Annotated in this window: 13 protein-coding genes; 4 read left to right on the forward strand and 9 right to left on the reverse strand. The window is 62.4% G+C overall.

The features are described from left to right. Positions 1 to 80: 80 nt before the first annotated feature. From CFE47_RS26060 to CFE47_RS26070, 3 genes are read right to left on the reverse strand one after another with little or no spacing between them, the layout of a single operon-like run. Positions 81 to 1,145, reverse strand: coding sequence for a lipocalin-like domain-containing protein (locus CFE47_RS26060; protein ID WP_286841448.1), 1,065 nt, complete (start codon positions 1,143 to 1,145; stop codon positions 81 to 83). Continuing rightward, entirely contained in the window at positions 1,135 to 3,597 is a 2,463-nt protein-coding gene (locus CFE47_RS26065; protein WP_286841449.1) for an ABC transporter permease, read from the reverse strand. The genes CFE47_RS26060 and CFE47_RS26065 overlap by 11 nt, the downstream gene beginning before the upstream one ends. Position 3,598: 1 nt before the next feature. Next, on the reverse strand, positions 3,599 to 4,267 hold the full coding sequence (locus tag CFE47_RS26070; protein WP_286841451.1) for an ABC transporter ATP-binding protein: 669 nt from the start codon (positions 4,265 to 4,267) through the stop codon (positions 3,599 to 3,601). A 274-nt stretch (positions 4,268 to 4,541) separates the two neighbouring features. On the opposite strand from CFE47_RS26070, the gene pmrG reads away from it, so the two are divergent. From pmrG to CFE47_RS26085, 3 genes are all read left to right on the forward strand, one after another. Next, a complete protein-coding gene (gene pmrG / locus CFE47_RS26075) occupies positions 4,542 to 5,216 on the forward strand; it encodes a lipopolysaccharide core heptose(II)-phosphate phosphatase PmrG (protein ID WP_286841452.1) in 675 nt (224 codons plus the stop codon). 187 nt (positions 5,217 to 5,403) lie between these two features. Beyond that, positions 5,404 to 7,059: a lipid IV(A) 4-amino-4-deoxy-L-arabinosyltransferase gene (gene arnT / locus CFE47_RS26080; RefSeq protein ID WP_286841454.1), complete on the forward strand. Its 1,656-nt coding sequence runs from the start codon at positions 5,404 to 5,406 to the stop codon at positions 7,057 to 7,059. Continuing rightward, a complete protein-coding gene (locus CFE47_RS26085; RefSeq protein ID WP_286841472.1) occupies positions 7,059 to 8,579 on the forward strand; it encodes an ArnT family glycosyltransferase in 1,521 nt (506 codons plus the stop codon). Before arnT ends, CFE47_RS26085 begins: the two co-directional genes overlap by 1 nt. Position 8,580: 1 nt before the next feature. On the opposite strand, the gene CFE47_RS26090 is transcribed toward CFE47_RS26085, so the two are convergent. The 6 genes from CFE47_RS26090 to CFE47_RS26115 all read right to left on the reverse strand — a co-directional run bounded on the left by CFE47_RS26090 (position 8,581) and on the right by CFE47_RS26115 (position 15,592). Further along, entirely contained in the window at positions 8,581 to 9,507 is a 927-nt protein-coding gene (locus CFE47_RS26090) for an ATP-binding cassette domain-containing protein (RefSeq protein ID WP_286841456.1), read from the reverse strand. Between the two features lie 143 nt (positions 9,508 to 9,650). Then, positions 9,651 to 10,487 carry an alpha/beta fold hydrolase gene (locus CFE47_RS26095; RefSeq protein ID WP_286841458.1) on the reverse strand — a complete coding sequence of 279 codons (837 nt, stop codon included), beginning with the start codon at positions 10,485 to 10,487 and terminating at the stop codon, positions 9,651 to 9,653. 137 nt (positions 10,488 to 10,624) lie between these two features. Next, on the reverse strand, positions 10,625 to 12,211 hold the full coding sequence (locus tag CFE47_RS26100) for a dipeptide ABC transporter ATP-binding protein (protein ID WP_286841460.1): 1,587 nt from the start codon (positions 12,209 to 12,211) through the stop codon (positions 10,625 to 10,627). Continuing rightward, positions 12,208 to 13,035 carry an ABC transporter permease gene (locus CFE47_RS26105; RefSeq protein WP_286841462.1) on the reverse strand — a complete coding sequence of 276 codons (828 nt, stop codon included), beginning with the start codon at positions 13,033 to 13,035 and terminating at the stop codon, positions 12,208 to 12,210. Before CFE47_RS26105 ends, CFE47_RS26100 begins: the two co-directional genes overlap by 4 nt. Then, entirely contained in the window at positions 13,035 to 14,012 is a 978-nt protein-coding gene (locus CFE47_RS26110) for an ABC transporter permease (RefSeq protein ID WP_286841464.1), read from the reverse strand. Before CFE47_RS26110 ends, CFE47_RS26105 begins: the two co-directional genes overlap by 1 nt. Then, complete coding sequence (locus CFE47_RS26115; protein WP_286841466.1) at positions 14,009 to 15,592, reverse strand: ABC transporter substrate-binding protein; 1,584 nt, start codon at positions 15,590 to 15,592, stop codon at positions 14,009 to 14,011. The genes CFE47_RS26110 and CFE47_RS26115 overlap by 4 nt, the downstream gene beginning before the upstream one ends. 318 nt (positions 15,593 to 15,910) lie before the next feature. Between CFE47_RS26115 and CFE47_RS26120 the strand changes: the two genes are divergently transcribed. Then, complete coding sequence (locus tag CFE47_RS26120; protein ID WP_286841468.1) at positions 15,911 to 17,257, forward strand: tetratricopeptide repeat protein; 1,347 nt, start codon at positions 15,911 to 15,913, stop codon at positions 17,255 to 17,257. Positions 17,258 to 17,573 lie beyond the last annotated feature (316 nt).

Raw genomic sequence — 17,573 nt, forward strand, 5'->3', positions numbered from 1 at the left:
GTGACATCCGGTCACCTGGGATGGAATCTAGCCAACAACTGTATGTATGTCCAGTATTTTTTGTAGGAAATTTTACCTACTTAGTATCCGGTCATCTCCAGGTACCCCACCCCACCGTCAAACTCCACCGGCCCTTCCCAGTACGGAATGCTCAGGTTCATCCAAGCCTTTGGGTTGACCGCTTGGGGAATGATCTCCAGCTGCTTGCCGGGAATGTTCAGTGACCAGCGGGTGGGAATCCTGCGGCCGTCGAGGCTCGTGGTCTCCAGCGGTGTGAGTTGAATATCGGCGTTGTGCAGGATTTGTGTCTGGCCTTGCGCATCGATCCACGTGCCAGTGAGATAGCCAGGGCCATCGGTTTGCCGTACACGAAACACCATCAACTGTTCGCCACGATCCAGGTGCAGGGAGAACCACTCCCAGCCGGTTTGGCTGGCGCCCAGCGGTTGGCTGCTCCACTCGCGGTCGAGCCAGGCGGGGCCGCTGACCTGGTAGGCCTTGCCGTCGATGGTGACACTGCCACTGGCGCTGAAAAACGGCTGGCTGTAGTAGTAGGACGCCTGGCCCTGGTCGGATTTGCGGCTGTAGCCCTGCTCGCCTTGCAAAACGAAGGGACGGCTGGAGGTCAGGTGCAAGTCGTAGGCGAACTGCGCACCACTGGCCTTGAGTTGCATATCAGCCAGCGGGCTTGCTGCGCCGGGTTGAGTGGCAAAATTCCAATCGTCGATCCAGGCATTGAACGGCACTGCCTGCGCGCCGGCCTGGCCGACCCCGCCACGTGCGAAACGCTCAGCCGCGTAGTGCCGGGTAGCGGAGGTGACGGCAGCATGTCCGAGCCACACCGTGGAATCGTGCCAGCCGGCTTGAGCCGGCGGCGCCTTGAGGGCATTGCGAAACAGCGTCCATTGCACGCCGAACACATTGCCTTGGGCGTCCTTGAGGTTGGCGGTGACGTACCACCACTCGATGCGAAAGCCAGGATGAGGGCCATGGTCCTCGGGAAAGCTGAAAACCTTGCCGGGCACCACTTGGGCAAAGTCCGCCGCGTCACTGCCCAGGCCAGCAAAGCTTTCCTGCGGTGCGGGGGCCTTGTCACAGGCGCTCAGCAATAGCAAAACCATCCAGCCCAGCGACTTAATCTTCATGGGCAAATGTCCGGAGCAAATCCGCAGGACGACTGCGGTACAACTGCCATAACGGCCAGGCCGAGGCCAACAGTGTGGCCAGCATCGCCAGCCCCAACAACTGCGCGAGCTGCCACGGGAATACCTGCAACGGCAGGCGCCAGCCAAAGGCCTGTACGTTGATCACCGCGTCCAGGCACCACGCCAGCAGCAGGCCCAGCGGCAAGGCCAGGATCAGCGTAAGCACCGCCAGCAACCAGGTCTGCCCCAGATTGAGCAGCATCAATTGCCGCCGCGTGACGCCCAGCGCCCACAGCGGTGCAAGTTGGCCGAGACGGCTCTGACTCTGGGTCAACAAGCTGATAAACAACGCCACGCCGGCCACGCCCAGCGTCAGGCTGTTCAAGGCAGCGGTGGCGGCAAAGGTGCGCTCGAAGACCTGGCTTGACCACCCTTTGAGTTGCTGTTGATCGACGATGCGGCTGTCGTCCAGAGCAAAGACGCGCTGCACCTCACCCACTAGCGGGGCCACGTCTTGCGGTGCGACCCGCAGGTTGAAGCGCGCCGGTGACAGCGTTGGCCAGTGGGCCAACAGGTGCTGCGAATTGACCAGCACATGCCCCTTGGGGTTGCCGTAATCGGCATAGATGCCCACCACTTTGGGTGCCCACACACCCAGCGGCGTGGGAATACTTACCGTGTCGCCCAGGCTGACGGCCAGCCGACGCGCCAGTTGTTCGCTGAGCATCAGCGTGTCGCCTTGCTGCAGTTGGTCCCAGGGATGGCTCGCCGCGTCCAGCAACGGCCAGTGCTGGCGATAGGTCGGGTCGTCGACTACGCCAAACAGATCCGCCGGCCAGCCTTGCAGTTGCACCGCGACCTGCCAGGTGGGCAGCACGGTTTGCACCAGGGGTTGTTGCGCCAGCCACGCGCCAAGTTGCTCGGCCTGGGCTGGGGTTTGCGGGTTGAGGTACAACTCGGCCGTGAGGCGTTGCTCCAGCCAGTTATTGAAGGTGTGACGAAAGCCCGAGGTCATCGAGCCCGCACCGATGTTCGCGGCCAGTGCCAACAACAGCGCCATCAGCGCCAGGCTCAAGGCGGGCAGTTGTTGGCGGCAGTCGGCGAGAAACCATTGGCCCAGCACCGAACGGCTGCGCCCGAGTACCGCTTTGAGCAGGCCATTGAGCAGCACCGGTAAACCGAGGGCGGCGCCCAGCAGCAACGTCGCCATCAACACAAACCCGGCAGCCAGGCTGTCGCCCCACCACAGCGCCAGCAACGCAATCAACAGCGCAGTGGCCGCCACCCAACCCTGGCGCCGCAACCAGCGCCCGTGGGCTTCGTGCCAGGCCTGGGCATTGGCCAATGCCAGCAATGGCAAGCGGGCCGCACGCCACAGGCTGCTGGCACCGGCGAGCAATGCGCCGAGCAAACTCAAGCCCAACCCCGCGCCCCACCACCAGGGGCTCAGGCTCAATTGCCCCGGCACCTCGGCGCCATACAGACCGCGCAGGCTGGCGGCCACGTCCGGCAGCAACAGGCTGGCCAGCAGGTATCCGCTGGCCACGCCGAGCACGCCCCCGAGCAATGACAACACTCCAAGCTCTACGCCCAAGCTAACGATCAATAGCCGCACACTGACACCGCAGGCGCGCAAGGTCCGCAGCAGCCCGCGCCGTTGCTCCAAGGCCAGGCCGATGGCCGCGTGCACAATAAATAGCCCCACCACAAAAGACAGAAAGCCCAACGCATCGAGGTTCAGGTGAAAGCTTTCGGTGAGGCGTGAGAGGTTGTTGTCCTCGCCTTGCTTGAGTTGCAGGCCCGCCGGTGGAGCGGGATGGCCAGCGGCGAACGCCTTGTCGAGCAGCAAGCGTGACAACCGGCCGGGCATATCCAGCAGCGGTTGGGCAAAACCGATATCCGTCAGCAACAGCCCCGGCGCCATGCCCGGCTGGGCTTGCAACGGTGGCAGCGTGTGCCCGTCCACGGTGGTCGGCTGCTGCCCTTCTTGCAGCCTCAAGGCCTGCAAGGTTTGCGCAGCGATCCAGGTGCGCCCCGGCGGGTCAAAAAACGCCAGCATCTGCGCCTGGCTCAAGCGTTGCCCTGCCACCGCGCCACTGCCGGGTAACGACACCGGGTCGATGCCCATCAATTGCAGGCGCGCTTCTTCATGCCCCTTGAGTTGCACGCGCCCCTGCACCACGGGAGACACCGGCCAGCCGTCGCGACGCAATTGGGCGAACAGCCCTTGAGGGAAACTGGCGCCGTCCGGCGCGCTGAGGCTGGCCTGGGGTTCACCGCCGATCAGTTGGCTGGCACGGGCGTAGCTGTCGCGCGCCTGGCTGTTAAGCGCTTGCACGCCGGTCAACAGCGCAGTGGCAAGCCACAACCCGGTCAGCACACTGAAAAACTGCACGGGATGACGCCGCCAATGGCTCAGCAGCGCGCGCAATGTCCAATAAAACACCGCCATTTCAAGCGGCGTCCGCAGGCACGACACGACCCCGATGCAACACCACCTGCTGGTCCAGCCGAGCCGCGATACGGGGGCTGTGGGTGACCATCAACAGGCTGGTGGGGCTGTCACGCAGCAGATCCAGCAGCAGTTGCAACACTTCGTCGCTGGTGGACTCGTCAAGGTTGCCGGTAGGTTCGTCCGCCAGAAGCAGGCCCGGGCGCGACGCCAACGCGCGTCCCACCGCTACCCGTTGCTGCTGGCCGCCGGAGAGTTGTTCGGGGTAACGCTTGAGCAAATCACCGAGGCCGAGTCGTTCGATCAATTGCGCCTGCCACTGCGGATCAAAACGACCGGCCAGCCGCGCCTGGAAGGCCAGGTTGTCCTCGACACGCAAGCTGCCGATCAGGTTGAACTGCTGGAACACCAGGCCGATATCCGTGCGGCGCCAGTGCGCCAATTGAGACTCGCTGAGTTGGTCGAGACGCTGCTCGCCAACCTGGATACTGCCGCCGTCCACCCGGTCGAGCCCGGCCACCAGGTGCAACAGGGTGCTCTTGCCGCTGCCTGACTCGCCCATCAACGCCAGGCTGCTGCGCGCGGCCAGGTGCAAATCGACACCCGCCAACACCGGCAACGGGCCCTGGGGTGTGGCATAGCTCTTGAAGACCCCTTGCACCTGCAACATGGCAACTCTCGTTTTACGGCTGGCCATCGAGAATAACGGCTACAGATCCAGGCCACGCAAATTTTTCACATCGATTTCACCGGTTGCCCACCCAGCGCACTTTAAATTACAGGCCATGCGTCACTCGTCGGCAACTTTTGAGCTGTCACGACTGGCGATTTTTAACCGCAGCATGTTCAGCGAAAAGACAGCAGCCCTATGACAGTCTCCTGCTTCACTGCGGGCATTCGCCGACACGTTGCGCCAAATCAGAACAACACTTTCAACAGTGCCCATGGTGAATAAAGTGGTTGACCTTACCCTGACCAAAGCGCGCTCGCCGCGGGCCTTTTTCAAGCGCCTGACCCGGCTTTGGCTGGGACTCGCCGTGATCGGCATGCTGCTCGCCGGCAGCATGTTGTGGCCGCTGTCACCCAAGGACCTCGGCGTGGGCGACCGCCTGCTTAATTCCCAGGTGCTGCCGCTGTGGCGCGATGGCGAGATTATCGTGCTAGTGCGCCACGAAGAGCGCTGCGACCGCTCGACCAATCCCTGCCTGGGGCCGATTGAAGGCCTGACGATCAACGGCAGCCAACACGCCGAAAGACTCGGCAAGTCGTTTAAGTTATTGGGCATGGAGGGCAGCGACGTACTTGCAAGCCCAGCCATCCGCACCGCGCAGACCCTGCGTTTCATGTTTGGTAAAAACGAGCTGACCGCCAGCCAGTACGCCATCTGCGGCGCGGCTATGGGCGAAGAACTGCTCAGCCACAAGAACCCTGGTCGCAACCTGGTGTTCGTGACCCACAGCGGTTGCATCGCCGACCTGGAAAAAACCCTCGGTTTCCCCCATGCAGCCTTCCCCGAGTACGGCAGCGCACTGTTCCTGCAAGTGCTGCCCAACGGCAAACTCAAGACCTTGGGCATCCTCAAAAGCCAGGACTGGCCGGTCTCGCTAAAACAACTCTAGAACTTCCCCACCGGCCACTACGGCCCATGTTCAGCAAAACGACAGCCATCTTCTGGCATGTTTAGTTGTGTCTGTTAGTTAAGGACGTCATGAATATTTTCAGTGACTTAGTGAAAGTCTTATTGTTTTGGGCTATGACTTCAATACACCACTACCGTGCAACTGAACGTCAAGGAGCGACGTTTTAATGACCCGTTTAAAACCCCTGCATGTGTTGTTGCTGGCTTTCGCTGCGTTTTATTTATTACCGTTGGGCCTACATGGTTTATGGATACCTGACGAGACCCGCTACGGCCAGATCAGCCAGGAAATGCTGCTGACTGGCAACTGGGTATCGCCGCACTTCATGGGCATCCGTTATTTCGAAAAACCCGCCGCCGGCTATTGGCTGATTGCCCTGGGCCAAGCGGTGTTTGGCCAGAACCTGTTCGGTGTGCGTATCGCCTCGGCCCTGACTACCGGCCTGAGCGTGCTGCTGGCCTATCTGATTGCCCGTCGCCTGTGGAACGACCCGCGCAAAAGCTTCGCCTGCGCATTGCTCTACCTGAGTTTTGGCTTGGTGGCCGGACAAGCCGGGTATTCCAACCTCGATCCGCAATTCACTTTCTGGGTCAACCTGAGCCTGGTCGCCCTGTGGTTTGCCCTCGATAGCCGCACAATGCGTGGCCGCCTTGGCGCCTGGGCGCTGTTGGGCCTGGCCTGCGCCATGGGTTTCATGACCAAGGGTTTCCTGGCCTGGGCGCTACCGGTGCTGATTGCCGTGCCGTACATGCTCTGGCAGCGACGCCTGGGTGAACTGGTGCGCTATGGCTCACTGGCCGTGCTGGTGGCAGTGTTGGTGTGCTTGCCCTGGGTATTGGCGATCCACATCCAGGAACCGGACTTCTGGCGGTTCTTCTTCTGGAACGAACATATCCGCCGCTTCAGCGCCGACAACGCGCAACACGTGCGGCCATGGTGGTTCTTCTTGCCGATCATCGCCGTGGCCTGCCTGCCTTGGGCCGGTCTGCTGCCGAGCACCTTGCGCAAGACCTGGCAGGAAAAACGCCAACCGGCGATCACCTTCCTGGCGCTGTGGCTGCTATTGCCGCTGGGGTTTTTCAGCCTGAGCAACGGCAAGCTGCCGACCTACATCATGCCGTGCCTGCTGCCGCTGGCCTTGTTGATGGGGCATACCTTGATTGATCTGATCAGCGCTGGCCGCACCCGAATCATCAGCCTCAATGGCCTGCTCAACTTCGTCATCGGCATGGCGGCGATGATCGGCTTGATCTACCTGCAAATCGCCAAGCCGCTGTACGGCAACAGCCACGCCGAGATGTTCAGCCTGTCGCTGGCGTTTATCGTGTTGCTGGTATGGATCCTGGCCAACCTGCTGCAGGCGTTCCGTCCGCTGACACTGTGGGCGATGCCGGCCTTGGGCATTGGCTTGCTGGTGGTGTTGCTGCCAGCCGGCATGCCCGCGCAGATCGAAGACAATGAAATGCCCGACCAATTCGTCCTCGAGCACCTGGACGAATTGCAGCCAACCCATGCCCTGCTGAGCAATGAACTGGGCAGCGCGAGTGCGTTGTCATGGCGCCTGAAGCGCCCCGAGGTGACGCTGTATGACACCGAAGGCGAATTGCGCTACGGCTTGCAGTACGCAGGTTCGGTACATCGCAAAGTCGAATTGGACCAGGTGCAGGAGTGGCTGAACGAAGCACGCCAGCACGGTTCGGTCGGGGTGCTGCTGCGGGTCAGCAGCACCAGTGAAATGCGTGAGGCCGGGCAACTGCCGCTGGGCGGCAAACGCTACAGCAAAGGGTACCTGCAACTGATCATTTACCCGCAGTTGCCATGATGCGGCCCTTCTTCAAGACCGAACGCGGCGCCCTGCTCTTGCTGCTGGGTGTCACGGCCCTGCTCCTGCTGACGGGCCTGGGCGCTCGCGACCTGTGGGGCCCGGAAAGCCGCTGGGCGAACATCGCCTTGCAGATGCTGCAAAGCGGCGACTACTTCGACCCGTACCTCAAGGGCGGCCCGTATTACGACAAACCACTGCCCTCCTACTGGCTGATCACCGGCACGGCGCACCTGATGGGTGGCCTCGGCCCGTGGTCGCTGCGCCTGCCTTCGGTGATCGGTGCCTGGCTGAGCGTGTGGCTGGTGTACCTGATCGGCGAGCAGTTGTTTCGCAAGGGAACCGGGCTGATCGCCGGCTGGATGCTCGCCACCACCTTTTACTTCCTGTTCTGGGCCCGAGTGGCCACGGCGGACGTGCTCACCGTGTGCGGTGTGCTGGCGGCGGTCTGGTGGTATTGGCGCGGGCCCGATGACACAAGGCTTTGGCGCTACACGGTGTTCTTCCTGCTGCTGTCGCTGACGTCGTTGCTCAAGGGCCTGATCGGCTTCGTGCTGCCCGCCCTGGTGCTGCTGCCGCACCTGCTCGCTGAGCATCGCTATAAACGTCACCTCAACCTGCGCCTGCTGCTGGCGATGCTGATCGCCGGCGCGGTGTACGCCGTGCCGTTCGTGCTGTCCCATCTGTACGGCACGCCCACCTATGGCCAGAGCGGGTTGGCGCTGGTGTTCCGTGAAAACGTGGTGCGCTTCTTCGACCCTTTCGACCACATGGGCCCGATCTACACCTACCTGATCTACCTGCCGGCCTACACCCTGCCATGGGTGCCGTGCTGGCTGCTGGGCCTGTGGCTGGCGCTGCGGCACTGGCGCCAGACCCCGCCCAACGTACGTTGGCTGGTGTGGGGCCTGGGCCTGTTGTTCGTGTTCTTTACCGCCAGCGGCAGCCGACGCAGCTACTACGTATTGCCCCTGGTGCCGTTCGCCCAATTGCTCGGCGCCTGGTGGCTCAGTGAGCGCCTGCACACCCAACCGGCCAGCCAACCACGCTGGAACAGGGGCTTTGCCATCGCTGCGGCATTGATGCTGCTGGTCCTTGGCGTGGCCTATCCGTGGAGCAACGGCAATGGCGGCGTGACGGGCTTTGTCGAGGACGTGCACGCAGAGGCAGTTAAAAGCGCCCCGTGGGACCAATGGCAAATGGTGTTGGTGGAAGTGGACAACAAGGTGCCGATGTACCTGCAGAACGGCGGCAAACCGTTCTACTACGTACCCGAGGCCCTGGATTTCCCACGCCAGGGCGACAGTGCTGCGTTCATGGCCTGGCTGGAAAAAACCAGCGGCAAGGCCTTCGACCCGCAGCGCACGATTATCGTCGCGCAGTTCTCCAAGGACGACCCAACGCCCCTGGCCTACCTGGGTAAGGATCATCAGGTGATCACCACCCGGCCGGACAATGGCGAGCAGTTGTTTCACAAGCGTGACGGTGGGAGTGTGGCGTTTGTGCCCTCGGCACACTGACTCAAGTGCGCTTGGTCTTTGCCGGATCCAGGACTTCGACTGGCGCGACGCCGGTTCCCAACCCCGCCACCTGCTCCTGCACCGCCTTCCCCTCCGCCCGATTGCGGATAAACCCGGCGCGGGTAAACCGTTCCAGAAACGGCACCGGCAAGGCCTTGTCCGGCGTCACCGCTGCCTGTTCGGCCACATCGCCAAACAGCGTATAAGCCGCCGTCGGCAGGTGGCGGGTATTGAGGTCGCTGGTCAGCCTGCCTTCCTGCAGCACGATGGCGCGGTTGGTCACCCGTTGCAGGTCGGACAGGCGTTGGGAGATGTACAGGATCGCCACGCCCCGCGCGCGCTGGCTGTCGATCAGGCCGAGCAGGCGTTCGGCGTCGGCTTCCGACAAGGCGGCGGTAGGCTCGTCGAGAATCAGCAGCTTGGGTTGCAGCACGAACGCCCGGGCCAGCACCAGCAGTTGGCGGTCCGCCAGGCCGAGACGCTCTACCGGGTGTTGCAGCGGCAGCTCCAGGCCAAGCCCGGCAGCGATGGTTTCGGCGCGTTGCAGCAGACTTTTGCGGTTGAGCAGAAAGTCGGCGTCGGGTTGGCCGAGTTCGTCGAGCAGCAGGTTTTCTGCCACGCTCAGGCCGGGGGCGATGGCGTCATCAGGGTTTTGATGGACCGCCACAATGCCGACTCGCCGCGCCGACAAGGGCGAAACAAAGCGTTGCCGTTGGCCATCGACCCAGACTTCACCGGTATCCGGAGCCAAGGTCCCACTGAGAATCTTCACCAGGGTCGATTTGCCCGCGCCCGCTGCACCCAGCAATGCCACCCCTTCGCCGGGGTAAATATCCAGGCTGACCCCGTCCAGCGCCCGCTGGGCACCAAAGGTCTTGCACAGATCACGCAGGCGGATCAGGGGCTCGGGGGCAACGGGGTTGCTCATGGCTAATCTCTAAGGCGGAACGCTGGCTCATTACAGCCCGAAAGGACTGATTTATTCCGAACAACAATGAGTTAGGTCCCGAATTAAATGCATTACCTCATGAACAATCCAATAGCTGAATCGAATAGCAAAAAAAATTTGAGTTATAAGGCCTTTGCCAGCAGTTTGTTGAATGCTTTCAGCACCGCGTCCGGTTTTTCCAACATCAACTGGTGACCACAGGCTTCCAGCACCTGAAAGTCCGCATTCGGCAACTGGCCAGCCAGGGCTTGACCGCCGCCGGCAGGGGTGAGGCCGTCGCTGTCACCGGCCAACACGCTGACCGGCAACACCAACGTGGGGATCAGGTCGGCGTCCGGCCATTCGGCGTTTATGGTCAGTGCCTTGAACATGTGCAGGCGATTGCGCTCGGTGAGTTTTTCTTCGTAGGCCACCAGCGCCGGGTCGGCCGTGGCATGCCAGGCGCGTTCGCGAAAGCCCTTGGCCAGGACCGGGCGCAGCCACTCCAGGATCCACGCGGGCAAAGACATCAGCCCGCCACTGACCGCCGGCCGATGCAACTGGGTGCCAAGCAGCAACGCCGCGTTGATCGTGATCGTCGGCTTGGCCAGCAACGCGCTGAGGCTCAGGCCCGTGCCGAAGGAGTGCGCGACGATCAGGTTTCGCGCTCCTGCATAACGCTGCAGGATCGCCAGGTAGTCCGCCACCAATTCGGGCCAGGCGTAGGCCTGATCGTCACGTGGGCGGGGGCTGTCACCGTGGCCCATCAAGTCCCAGGCCACCAGGCTGTAGCCTTCGGCCTTGAGCGCTTGCCATTGCAGGCGCCATTGGTCCTTGTTGCCGCCGGCGCCATGGCAGAAAAACACCACGGTGTCGGGTTGGGTGGTGCCCCGGTGGTGGGCGATGCTCAGGGTGCGGTGGGGGCGGATTGCCACAGGCTGGCCGCGCACTATGGGTAAGTCTGTAAATTGGGCACTCATAAACACCACATACCTCGATTAATAAACTCGGTCAAAAATGTGGGAGCGGGCTTGCTCGCGAATACGGTGTGTCAATCAAAATATAGGTCACTGACCCACCGCATTCGCGAGCAAGCCCGCTCCCACATTTAGATCACCTACACCTCGGCAATCACGGATTGCAACAGCGTTCGGGTGTAAGGATGCCGCGCATCCGCAAACAACTCCGCCGTCTCGCCCTGCTCCACCACCCGCCCGTTTTGCATCACCGCAATGCGGTCACACAGCCGCGCCGCAACGCGCAGGTCGTGGGTGATGAACACGATGCTCAACTTCAAGCGCCGTTGCAGCGACTCCAGCAGTTCCAGGATCTGCACCTGGATCAACGCATCCAGCGCCGACACACATTCATCGGCGATCAGCACCTTGGGCTCCACCGCCAAGGCGCGGGCGATGCCGATGCGTTGGCGCTGGCCGCCGGAGAACTCATGGGGGTAGCGCTCAAACGCGGTGGCCGGTAGGCCGACCAAGGTCAGCAATTCCCGCGCTCGTTGCTCAGCTTCGCCCTTTGAACGCCCTTGCACCAACGGCCCGGTCATGATGATGCGACCCACAGTCTGGCGTGGATTGAGCGAGGCGAACGGGTCCTGGAAGATCATCTGCACAGCGCTGCGCAACGGCCGCAGCCGCGCCTCCGACAACTCGGCAACGTCCTGGCCCAGCCAGTGGATGTGCCCGCTGTCGGCACGCAACAGCCGCACCAGGCAGCGACCCAAGGTCGACTTGCCCGAGCCCGACTCGCCGACGATGCCCAGGGTTTCACCTTCGTGCAGCTCCAACTGCACCGCGTCCAACGCCTGGGTAGTGCGCTTGCCCCACCAACCGTTGCGGCTGCGAAACACCTTGCCCAATTGCGCGGCCTTGAGCACCACCGGCCCCTCGACCAAACCGCGCGGCGCCAACGGTTCGGCGGACACCGCCGCCAACAGTTGCCGGGTGTACGCAGCCTTGGGCTCGCGCAATACGTGCCGGGCACTGCCTTGCTCCACCGACACGCCTTTTTCCAGCACCAGCACGCGGTCGGCAATCGCCTCGACCACGGCAAAGTCATGGGTGATAAACAACAACGCCATGCCCTTGTCCTGTTGGATTTTGCGCAACAGGTCGAGAATCTGCGCCTGTGTGGTCACGTCCAGCGCCGAGGTGGGCTCGTCGGCAATCAGCAGCGCTGGATCGAACGCCAGGGCCATGGCGATCACCACCCGTTGGCGCTGGCCACCGGAAAGTTCAAAGGGATACGCCAGACGCAAGCGCTCGGGGTCGGGCAAGCCGACATAACCGAGCAAGTCCACCACGCGCTGGCGACGTTCGCGCGAGGATTTGACCCCGTGGGCGCGCAGGGTCTCATCGATCTGCTCGCCGACGCGCAACAGCGGGTTCAGCGCGCTCATCGGCTCCTGGAACACCATGCTGATATCGCGCCCGCGCAGTTCGCGCATCGCTGCTTCGCTACGGTTGGCCAAGTCTTCATCACGAAACACCAGGCGTCCGCTTTCCACCGTCAACGGCGTGGGCAATTGGCGCAGCAGCGCCTTGGCCAACATCGACTTACCCGAACCGGACTCGCCCACTACACACAAACATTCACCGCTGCGCAGTTGCAGCGACAGGTCATACAGCGCATGGCTGCGGTCCGCACCCGCCGGCAAGGCGATACGCAGGTGTTCGACACTCAATAACGTCATAGCGACCTTCCCGGTTCGAACGCCACGCGCAGGCCTTCGCCCACCCGATTCACCGCCAGCACACACAGCACAATCGCCAGCCCGGGAAGGAAACTCATCCACCAGGCGTCCCGCAGCAGGCCACGGGAGGCGTTGATCATGTAGCCCCAGCTCATGGCTTCGGGGTCGCTTAAACCGAGAAACGCCAATGCGGCTTCGGTGAGGATCGACATCGCCATCACAAACGTCATGACCACGAGCAACGGCGACAAGGCATTCGGCAGGATCTGTTGCGTAATGATCCCCAGCGGCGACTGCCCCAGCACCCGCGCCGCTTGCACGAACTCACGCTGGCGCAAGGTCAGGAACTCGCTGCGCACCAGGCGCGCCACCGGCGGCCACGCCACCGATGCAATCGCCAGCACGATCGTGCCCAGGGAAGGTTCCAGCACCGCCACCAGGATCACCGCCAGCACCAGTTGCGGAACGATCTGGAAGAACTCCGCGACGCGCATCAGCACGCCGTCGAGCCAGCCGCCGAAGTAACCGGCGATGGCGCCCACTATCAAGCCCATCAGTACGGTCGCCAAAGTCGACAAGGTGGCCACCGCCAGGGATACGCGGGCGCCGTACAGCAAGCCGCTGCCCAGGTCGCGCCCGAGCAGGTCGCTGCCCAACCAATGGGATGCGTCATGAAACGGGGCCAACATCGGCTGGGTATTCATCTCCCAGGGCGAACTGTTGACCAGCCAAGGCGCGGCCAGTGCCAGCGCCGTCAACAGCAACAAATACACCGCACCGGCCAGCGCCGAGGGCTGGCGTACAAACCGTCTGAACACCGCCATCAGCCCTGCCCTCCGGCGGCAATGCGCGGGTCGATGAACCGGCATATCACATCGGTCAACACGTTAAAGCTCACCACCAGAATCGAGATCACCAGAAAGCCTCCCATCAGCACCCCGTAGTCGCGCTGGGCCAGGGACTCGTACATCAAGCGGCCGAGGCCGGGCCAGGAATACACCACCTCTACCAACAACATGCTGCTAGCCAACTGGCCCGGCTGCATGCCAGCAAACGTCACCAACGGCAGCAGCGCATTGCGCAGTACATGCCCGTACAAAATCCGGCGCGGGTGCAGGCCCTTGGCCTGGGCAGTGCGCACGTATTCCTGGCTGAAGGCGTCAAGCACCGCAGCACGGGTCAGGTGGATATACAACGCCAGGAACAACACGCTCAGCGACAGGCACGGCAACAGCAAATGCTGCAGGCGATCGAGCAGCGAGAAGTCCTGGCCGACGGTTTCCATGCCAAAGGCCGGCAGCCAGTCCAGGCTGACCGAAAACAGCAAGATCAGCAGCATCGCCAGCCAGAACGGCGGCATCGCGTACAGCAACAAGGCGCCCTGGGAAATCAACCCATCCAGCCAATGCCCCTTGCGCCGCGCCCGCGCAGCCAGCACGCCCAACGTCACGCCCAGCACCGACGACACCACAAACGCCGAGCCCATCAACGCCAGCGTCGCCGGCAAGCGCTCGCTGATCAGCGACCACACCGACGTCTGGTTGCGATAGGAATAGCCCAGGTCCAGGTGCGCGACGTTGCCCAGGTAAATCAGCAACTGCTGCAGCAGCGGTTTATCCAGGCCCATGGTCTGGCGCAGTTGCTCGATAAACTGCACATCGTCCACCCCCGCTTCACCGGCCAGCAGCAACGCCGGGTCACCCGGCGCCAGGCGGATCAACAGGAAACTCAGCACCAGCACCGCCACCACCATCAGCAGCGCCTTGACCAGTCGCCCGCCGAAATACAGCACGCCGTTCATGGTGCAGGCGCGTCGAGGTACACGCTTTCGTAGTCTTCGTTAAGGCTGGTAGCGGTCTGCAGCAGGTTTTTCACTTGCGTGTGAAACAGCGTCTGGTTGCGCATTTCAAAGATCGGCGCGATGGGCAGGTCGGTGTTCAGTACGTTTTCCAGTTGGCTATAAAGCTGGGTGCGCGCCGGACCTTCCGGCGTATCGGCAAGCTTGGCCCACAGGGCATCGGCCTCGGGGCTGTTGTAGCCGCTGACGTTGGCGAACGGTGAGGTCTTGAGGATGTAGTCGGAGCGGAACAGGTAGGCGCTGGTCAGGTACGGGTCGCCAATCTGGAAGATGAAGTTGTAGGTCAGGTCGAAGTCCCAGTCGCTCACACGCTGGAACCAGGTCGCGGCGTCGGACGTCACCACTTGCACCTTGAAGCCCAAGGGTTGCAGGGCTTGCTTGGTGTACTCGGCCAGGCGCTCCCAGGCACCACCCTTCTCACCGTTGAGCAAGCGGATACGCACCGCGCCCACGTCCACGCCGGATTCGGCGATCAGCGCCTTGGCCTTTTTCACGTCGTAGGTGTACTGCGGCAACTGCGGGTCGTGGTAGGGGGTGGTTGAGACAAACTCGCCCTCGGCGACCTTGCCCGAACCAAAGAAAATATTGTCGACGATGAACTGGCGGTTCAGCGCATACAGGATCGCCTGGCGCACCTTGGGGTTGTTCAGCGGCGGCTTGCGCGTGTTGATCTGCAGGAAAGCCAGGCCGGCATACAGCTCCCAACCTTTCTCCGACGCCTGTACATCCGGCAGCGCGCTGAGGCGCTTGAGGTCGGAGTAGTCGGCATCGCCGCTGCGCAGCACTTGCACGTCGTTACGTTCGAAAGCGGCGGCGCGGGAAGAGCCGTCAGGGATCACGTGAAAGATGATGCTGTCGAGGTGCGGCAGGCCCTTTTTCCAGTAGTTGGGATTTTTGGCCAGCTTGATGTAGGCGCCGCGTTTCCACTCTACGAATACGAACGGCCCGGTACCGACCGGCTTCAGGTTGTAGGGGTTGTTACGAAAATCGGTGTTCTCGTAGAGGTGCTTGGGCACCACCGGGCGCAGGCCGCTGCCCAGAGCCGAGAGCAAGGGGGCGAAGGGTTTCTTCAAGGTGAAGACCACCTGCTGCGGGCCTTTGGCGGTGATGCTGGCGACGTACTCGGTGATGATCCCACCCAGGCGCTTGTCCACTTCGGGGTAGAAGGTCTGGAAGCTGAACACCACGTCATCGGCGGTGAACGCCGGGCCATCGTGCCAGTGCACGTTGTCTTGCAGCTCGAAGGTGTAGGTGAGGCCGTCCGGCGAGATGGTCCACGACTTGGCCAATACCGGTTTGGGTTTGAGGTCGGTGTCGAAGGTCAGCAGGCCTTGCAGAACCTTGCCGCTCACGTATTGGGTGGACACGTGGCTGACCACGCCGTGCATCAACGACGGCGGCTCGGGTTGGGCCACCAGGTTCAGCACCCCGCCCTCCTGGGGTTGCGCCAGGGCCTGGCCGGCCAGCAACGCGGTGCACAACCCCACGGATGAAAGGACACGGCGAAAAGAGAATGGGCGCATGAAGGCTCCTCGAATGGAAAAGTTCTAGGAGGGATTTTGCAAGGGCTGTGCCATGGGGGTTTGACCAAGGGTTACTGGAGTCGGGGATGATTTCAGTGATGAAAAATCCACAGTGGTTCACGTGAGTGTGCAAAAAGCAGCAGCAACGTTGTTCAAATGTGGGAGCTGGCTTGCCTGCGATAGCGGTGTATCAGCCAGTGATGTGATCAATGGCCCAGCGCTATCGCAGGCAAGCCAGCTCCCACAGTAAATCTGCGGTGCTCAGGTGGCACAGGGTTTGCCCTGTAATCCCCCTCTGAACCCATGAGCCTTAACCCCATGTCACTGGATTACCTGGGCAACCCCATCGACACACTCGACCCTTCCACCCGCCAGGGCCTGGACGATTTCATCGGCGGCTTCCTCGGCTACCAGCCCCGTGCCGAAGGCATTCTGGCCACCGCCGATGCCGACCCCGACTCTGCACTGGCCAACGCCTTCGCCGGCGTGTTGCTGATGTTCATCGAGTCCCCCGAAGGCCCCTCCCTGGCCGAGCACTACCGCCAGCGCGCCGCCGCCGTAAACAGCGACCACCCACGCGCCCAGTTGTACCTGGCCGCGCTGCAGGCCTGGATCAACGACGACCTTGACCAGGTCCTGCACCTGAGCGAACACCTGCTGGACCGCTACCCCCGCGACCTGTTCGCGGCCAAGCTCAACCAATACCTGGAATTCAACCGCGGCAACTGGCCCGCACTGCTGCGCATCGGCCTCAAGGCCACTGCAGGCGCGCCCGACATCGCCCACAGTCACGGCCTGCTGGCCTTCGCCTACGAGCAATGCCACCTGCTCGACGAAGCCGAAGCCAGCGCCCGCGAAGCCCTGCGCCTGCAACCTTCCGAGCCTTGGGCCCAGCACGCCCTGGCCCATGTGATGCTGACCCAGGGGCGTATCGAGGAAGGCACTGAGTTCCTGGAAAACGTGGCCCATCACTGGGCGGGCTTGAACTCGTTCATGTACACCCATAACTGGTGGCACCTGGCGTTGTTCTACCTGGCGCGGGGTGAGGATCAGCGGGTGCTGGAGATCTACGACCAGCACGTGTGGGGCATCCTGCCGGAGTACTCCCAGGACCAGGTGGGGGCGGTGTCGTTGCTGGCACGGTTGGAGCTGGCCGGCATTGATGTGGGCGAGCGTTGGCAAGCGTTGGCGCCGTACCTGCAACGACGGGTCGGCGATACCGTGCAGCCGTTTCTCAGCGTGCAGTATTTGTATGGCCTGGCGCGGGCCGGCAAGCCCGAGGCGGATGAACTGTTGGTGGCGTTACGCGAGCATAGTCTGGCAGCACGACCGGTGTGGGGCGAGGTGACTTTGCCGTTGGCACGCGGGCTGCTGGCGCATGCGCGTGGGGATGCGCCGCATGCATTGGAGCAACTGACTGTCGCTCTGCCCCGATTGAATGAGATCGGCGGCAGCCATGCCCAGCGTGATCTGTTTGCCCAGGTGGAGTTGGATGCGCGGTTGAGGGTTGGGGATTGGTTGGGGGCGCAGCAAACGCTTGAGCTGCGGCGTCGGTATGACGGGTGGGATGTGCCGACTAATCGGAGTTTGGTGCGGGTGTATGAGGCGCTTGGGTTGCCGGAGCAAGCGGGTAAGGCGTTAGAGCGGGTTGCACGTTTTACCTGATGTATAGCGTTTCAACTGTGGGAGCTGGCTTGCCTGCGATAGCGGTCTGTCGGTGTACATATCCGTTGCTGCGGTAACGGCAACCTATGGTTCCGCTCTTACAGCGGCTCACTTTTGGAAGAGCCCAAAAGTAAGCAAAAGGCTCTCGCCCCACCACTCGGTGTCTCGCCTAGGCTCGACATGCCCTCACTCCGGCTTGAATCCGTGGGCCGCCGCGATGGGCCATCCTTGGCCCAGCGCGGCTAACCCGGCGTCCTGCCGGGTTACCCACGGATTCAAGCCTGCGTTCGGCCAGCGTGGTTTAACGGGGCGCCTA

The organism is Pseudomonas sp. PGPPP1 (genome assembly GCF_002255865.1).
Classification (GTDB): Bacteria; Pseudomonadota; Gammaproteobacteria; order Pseudomonadales; family Pseudomonadaceae; genus Aquipseudomonas; species Aquipseudomonas cremoris.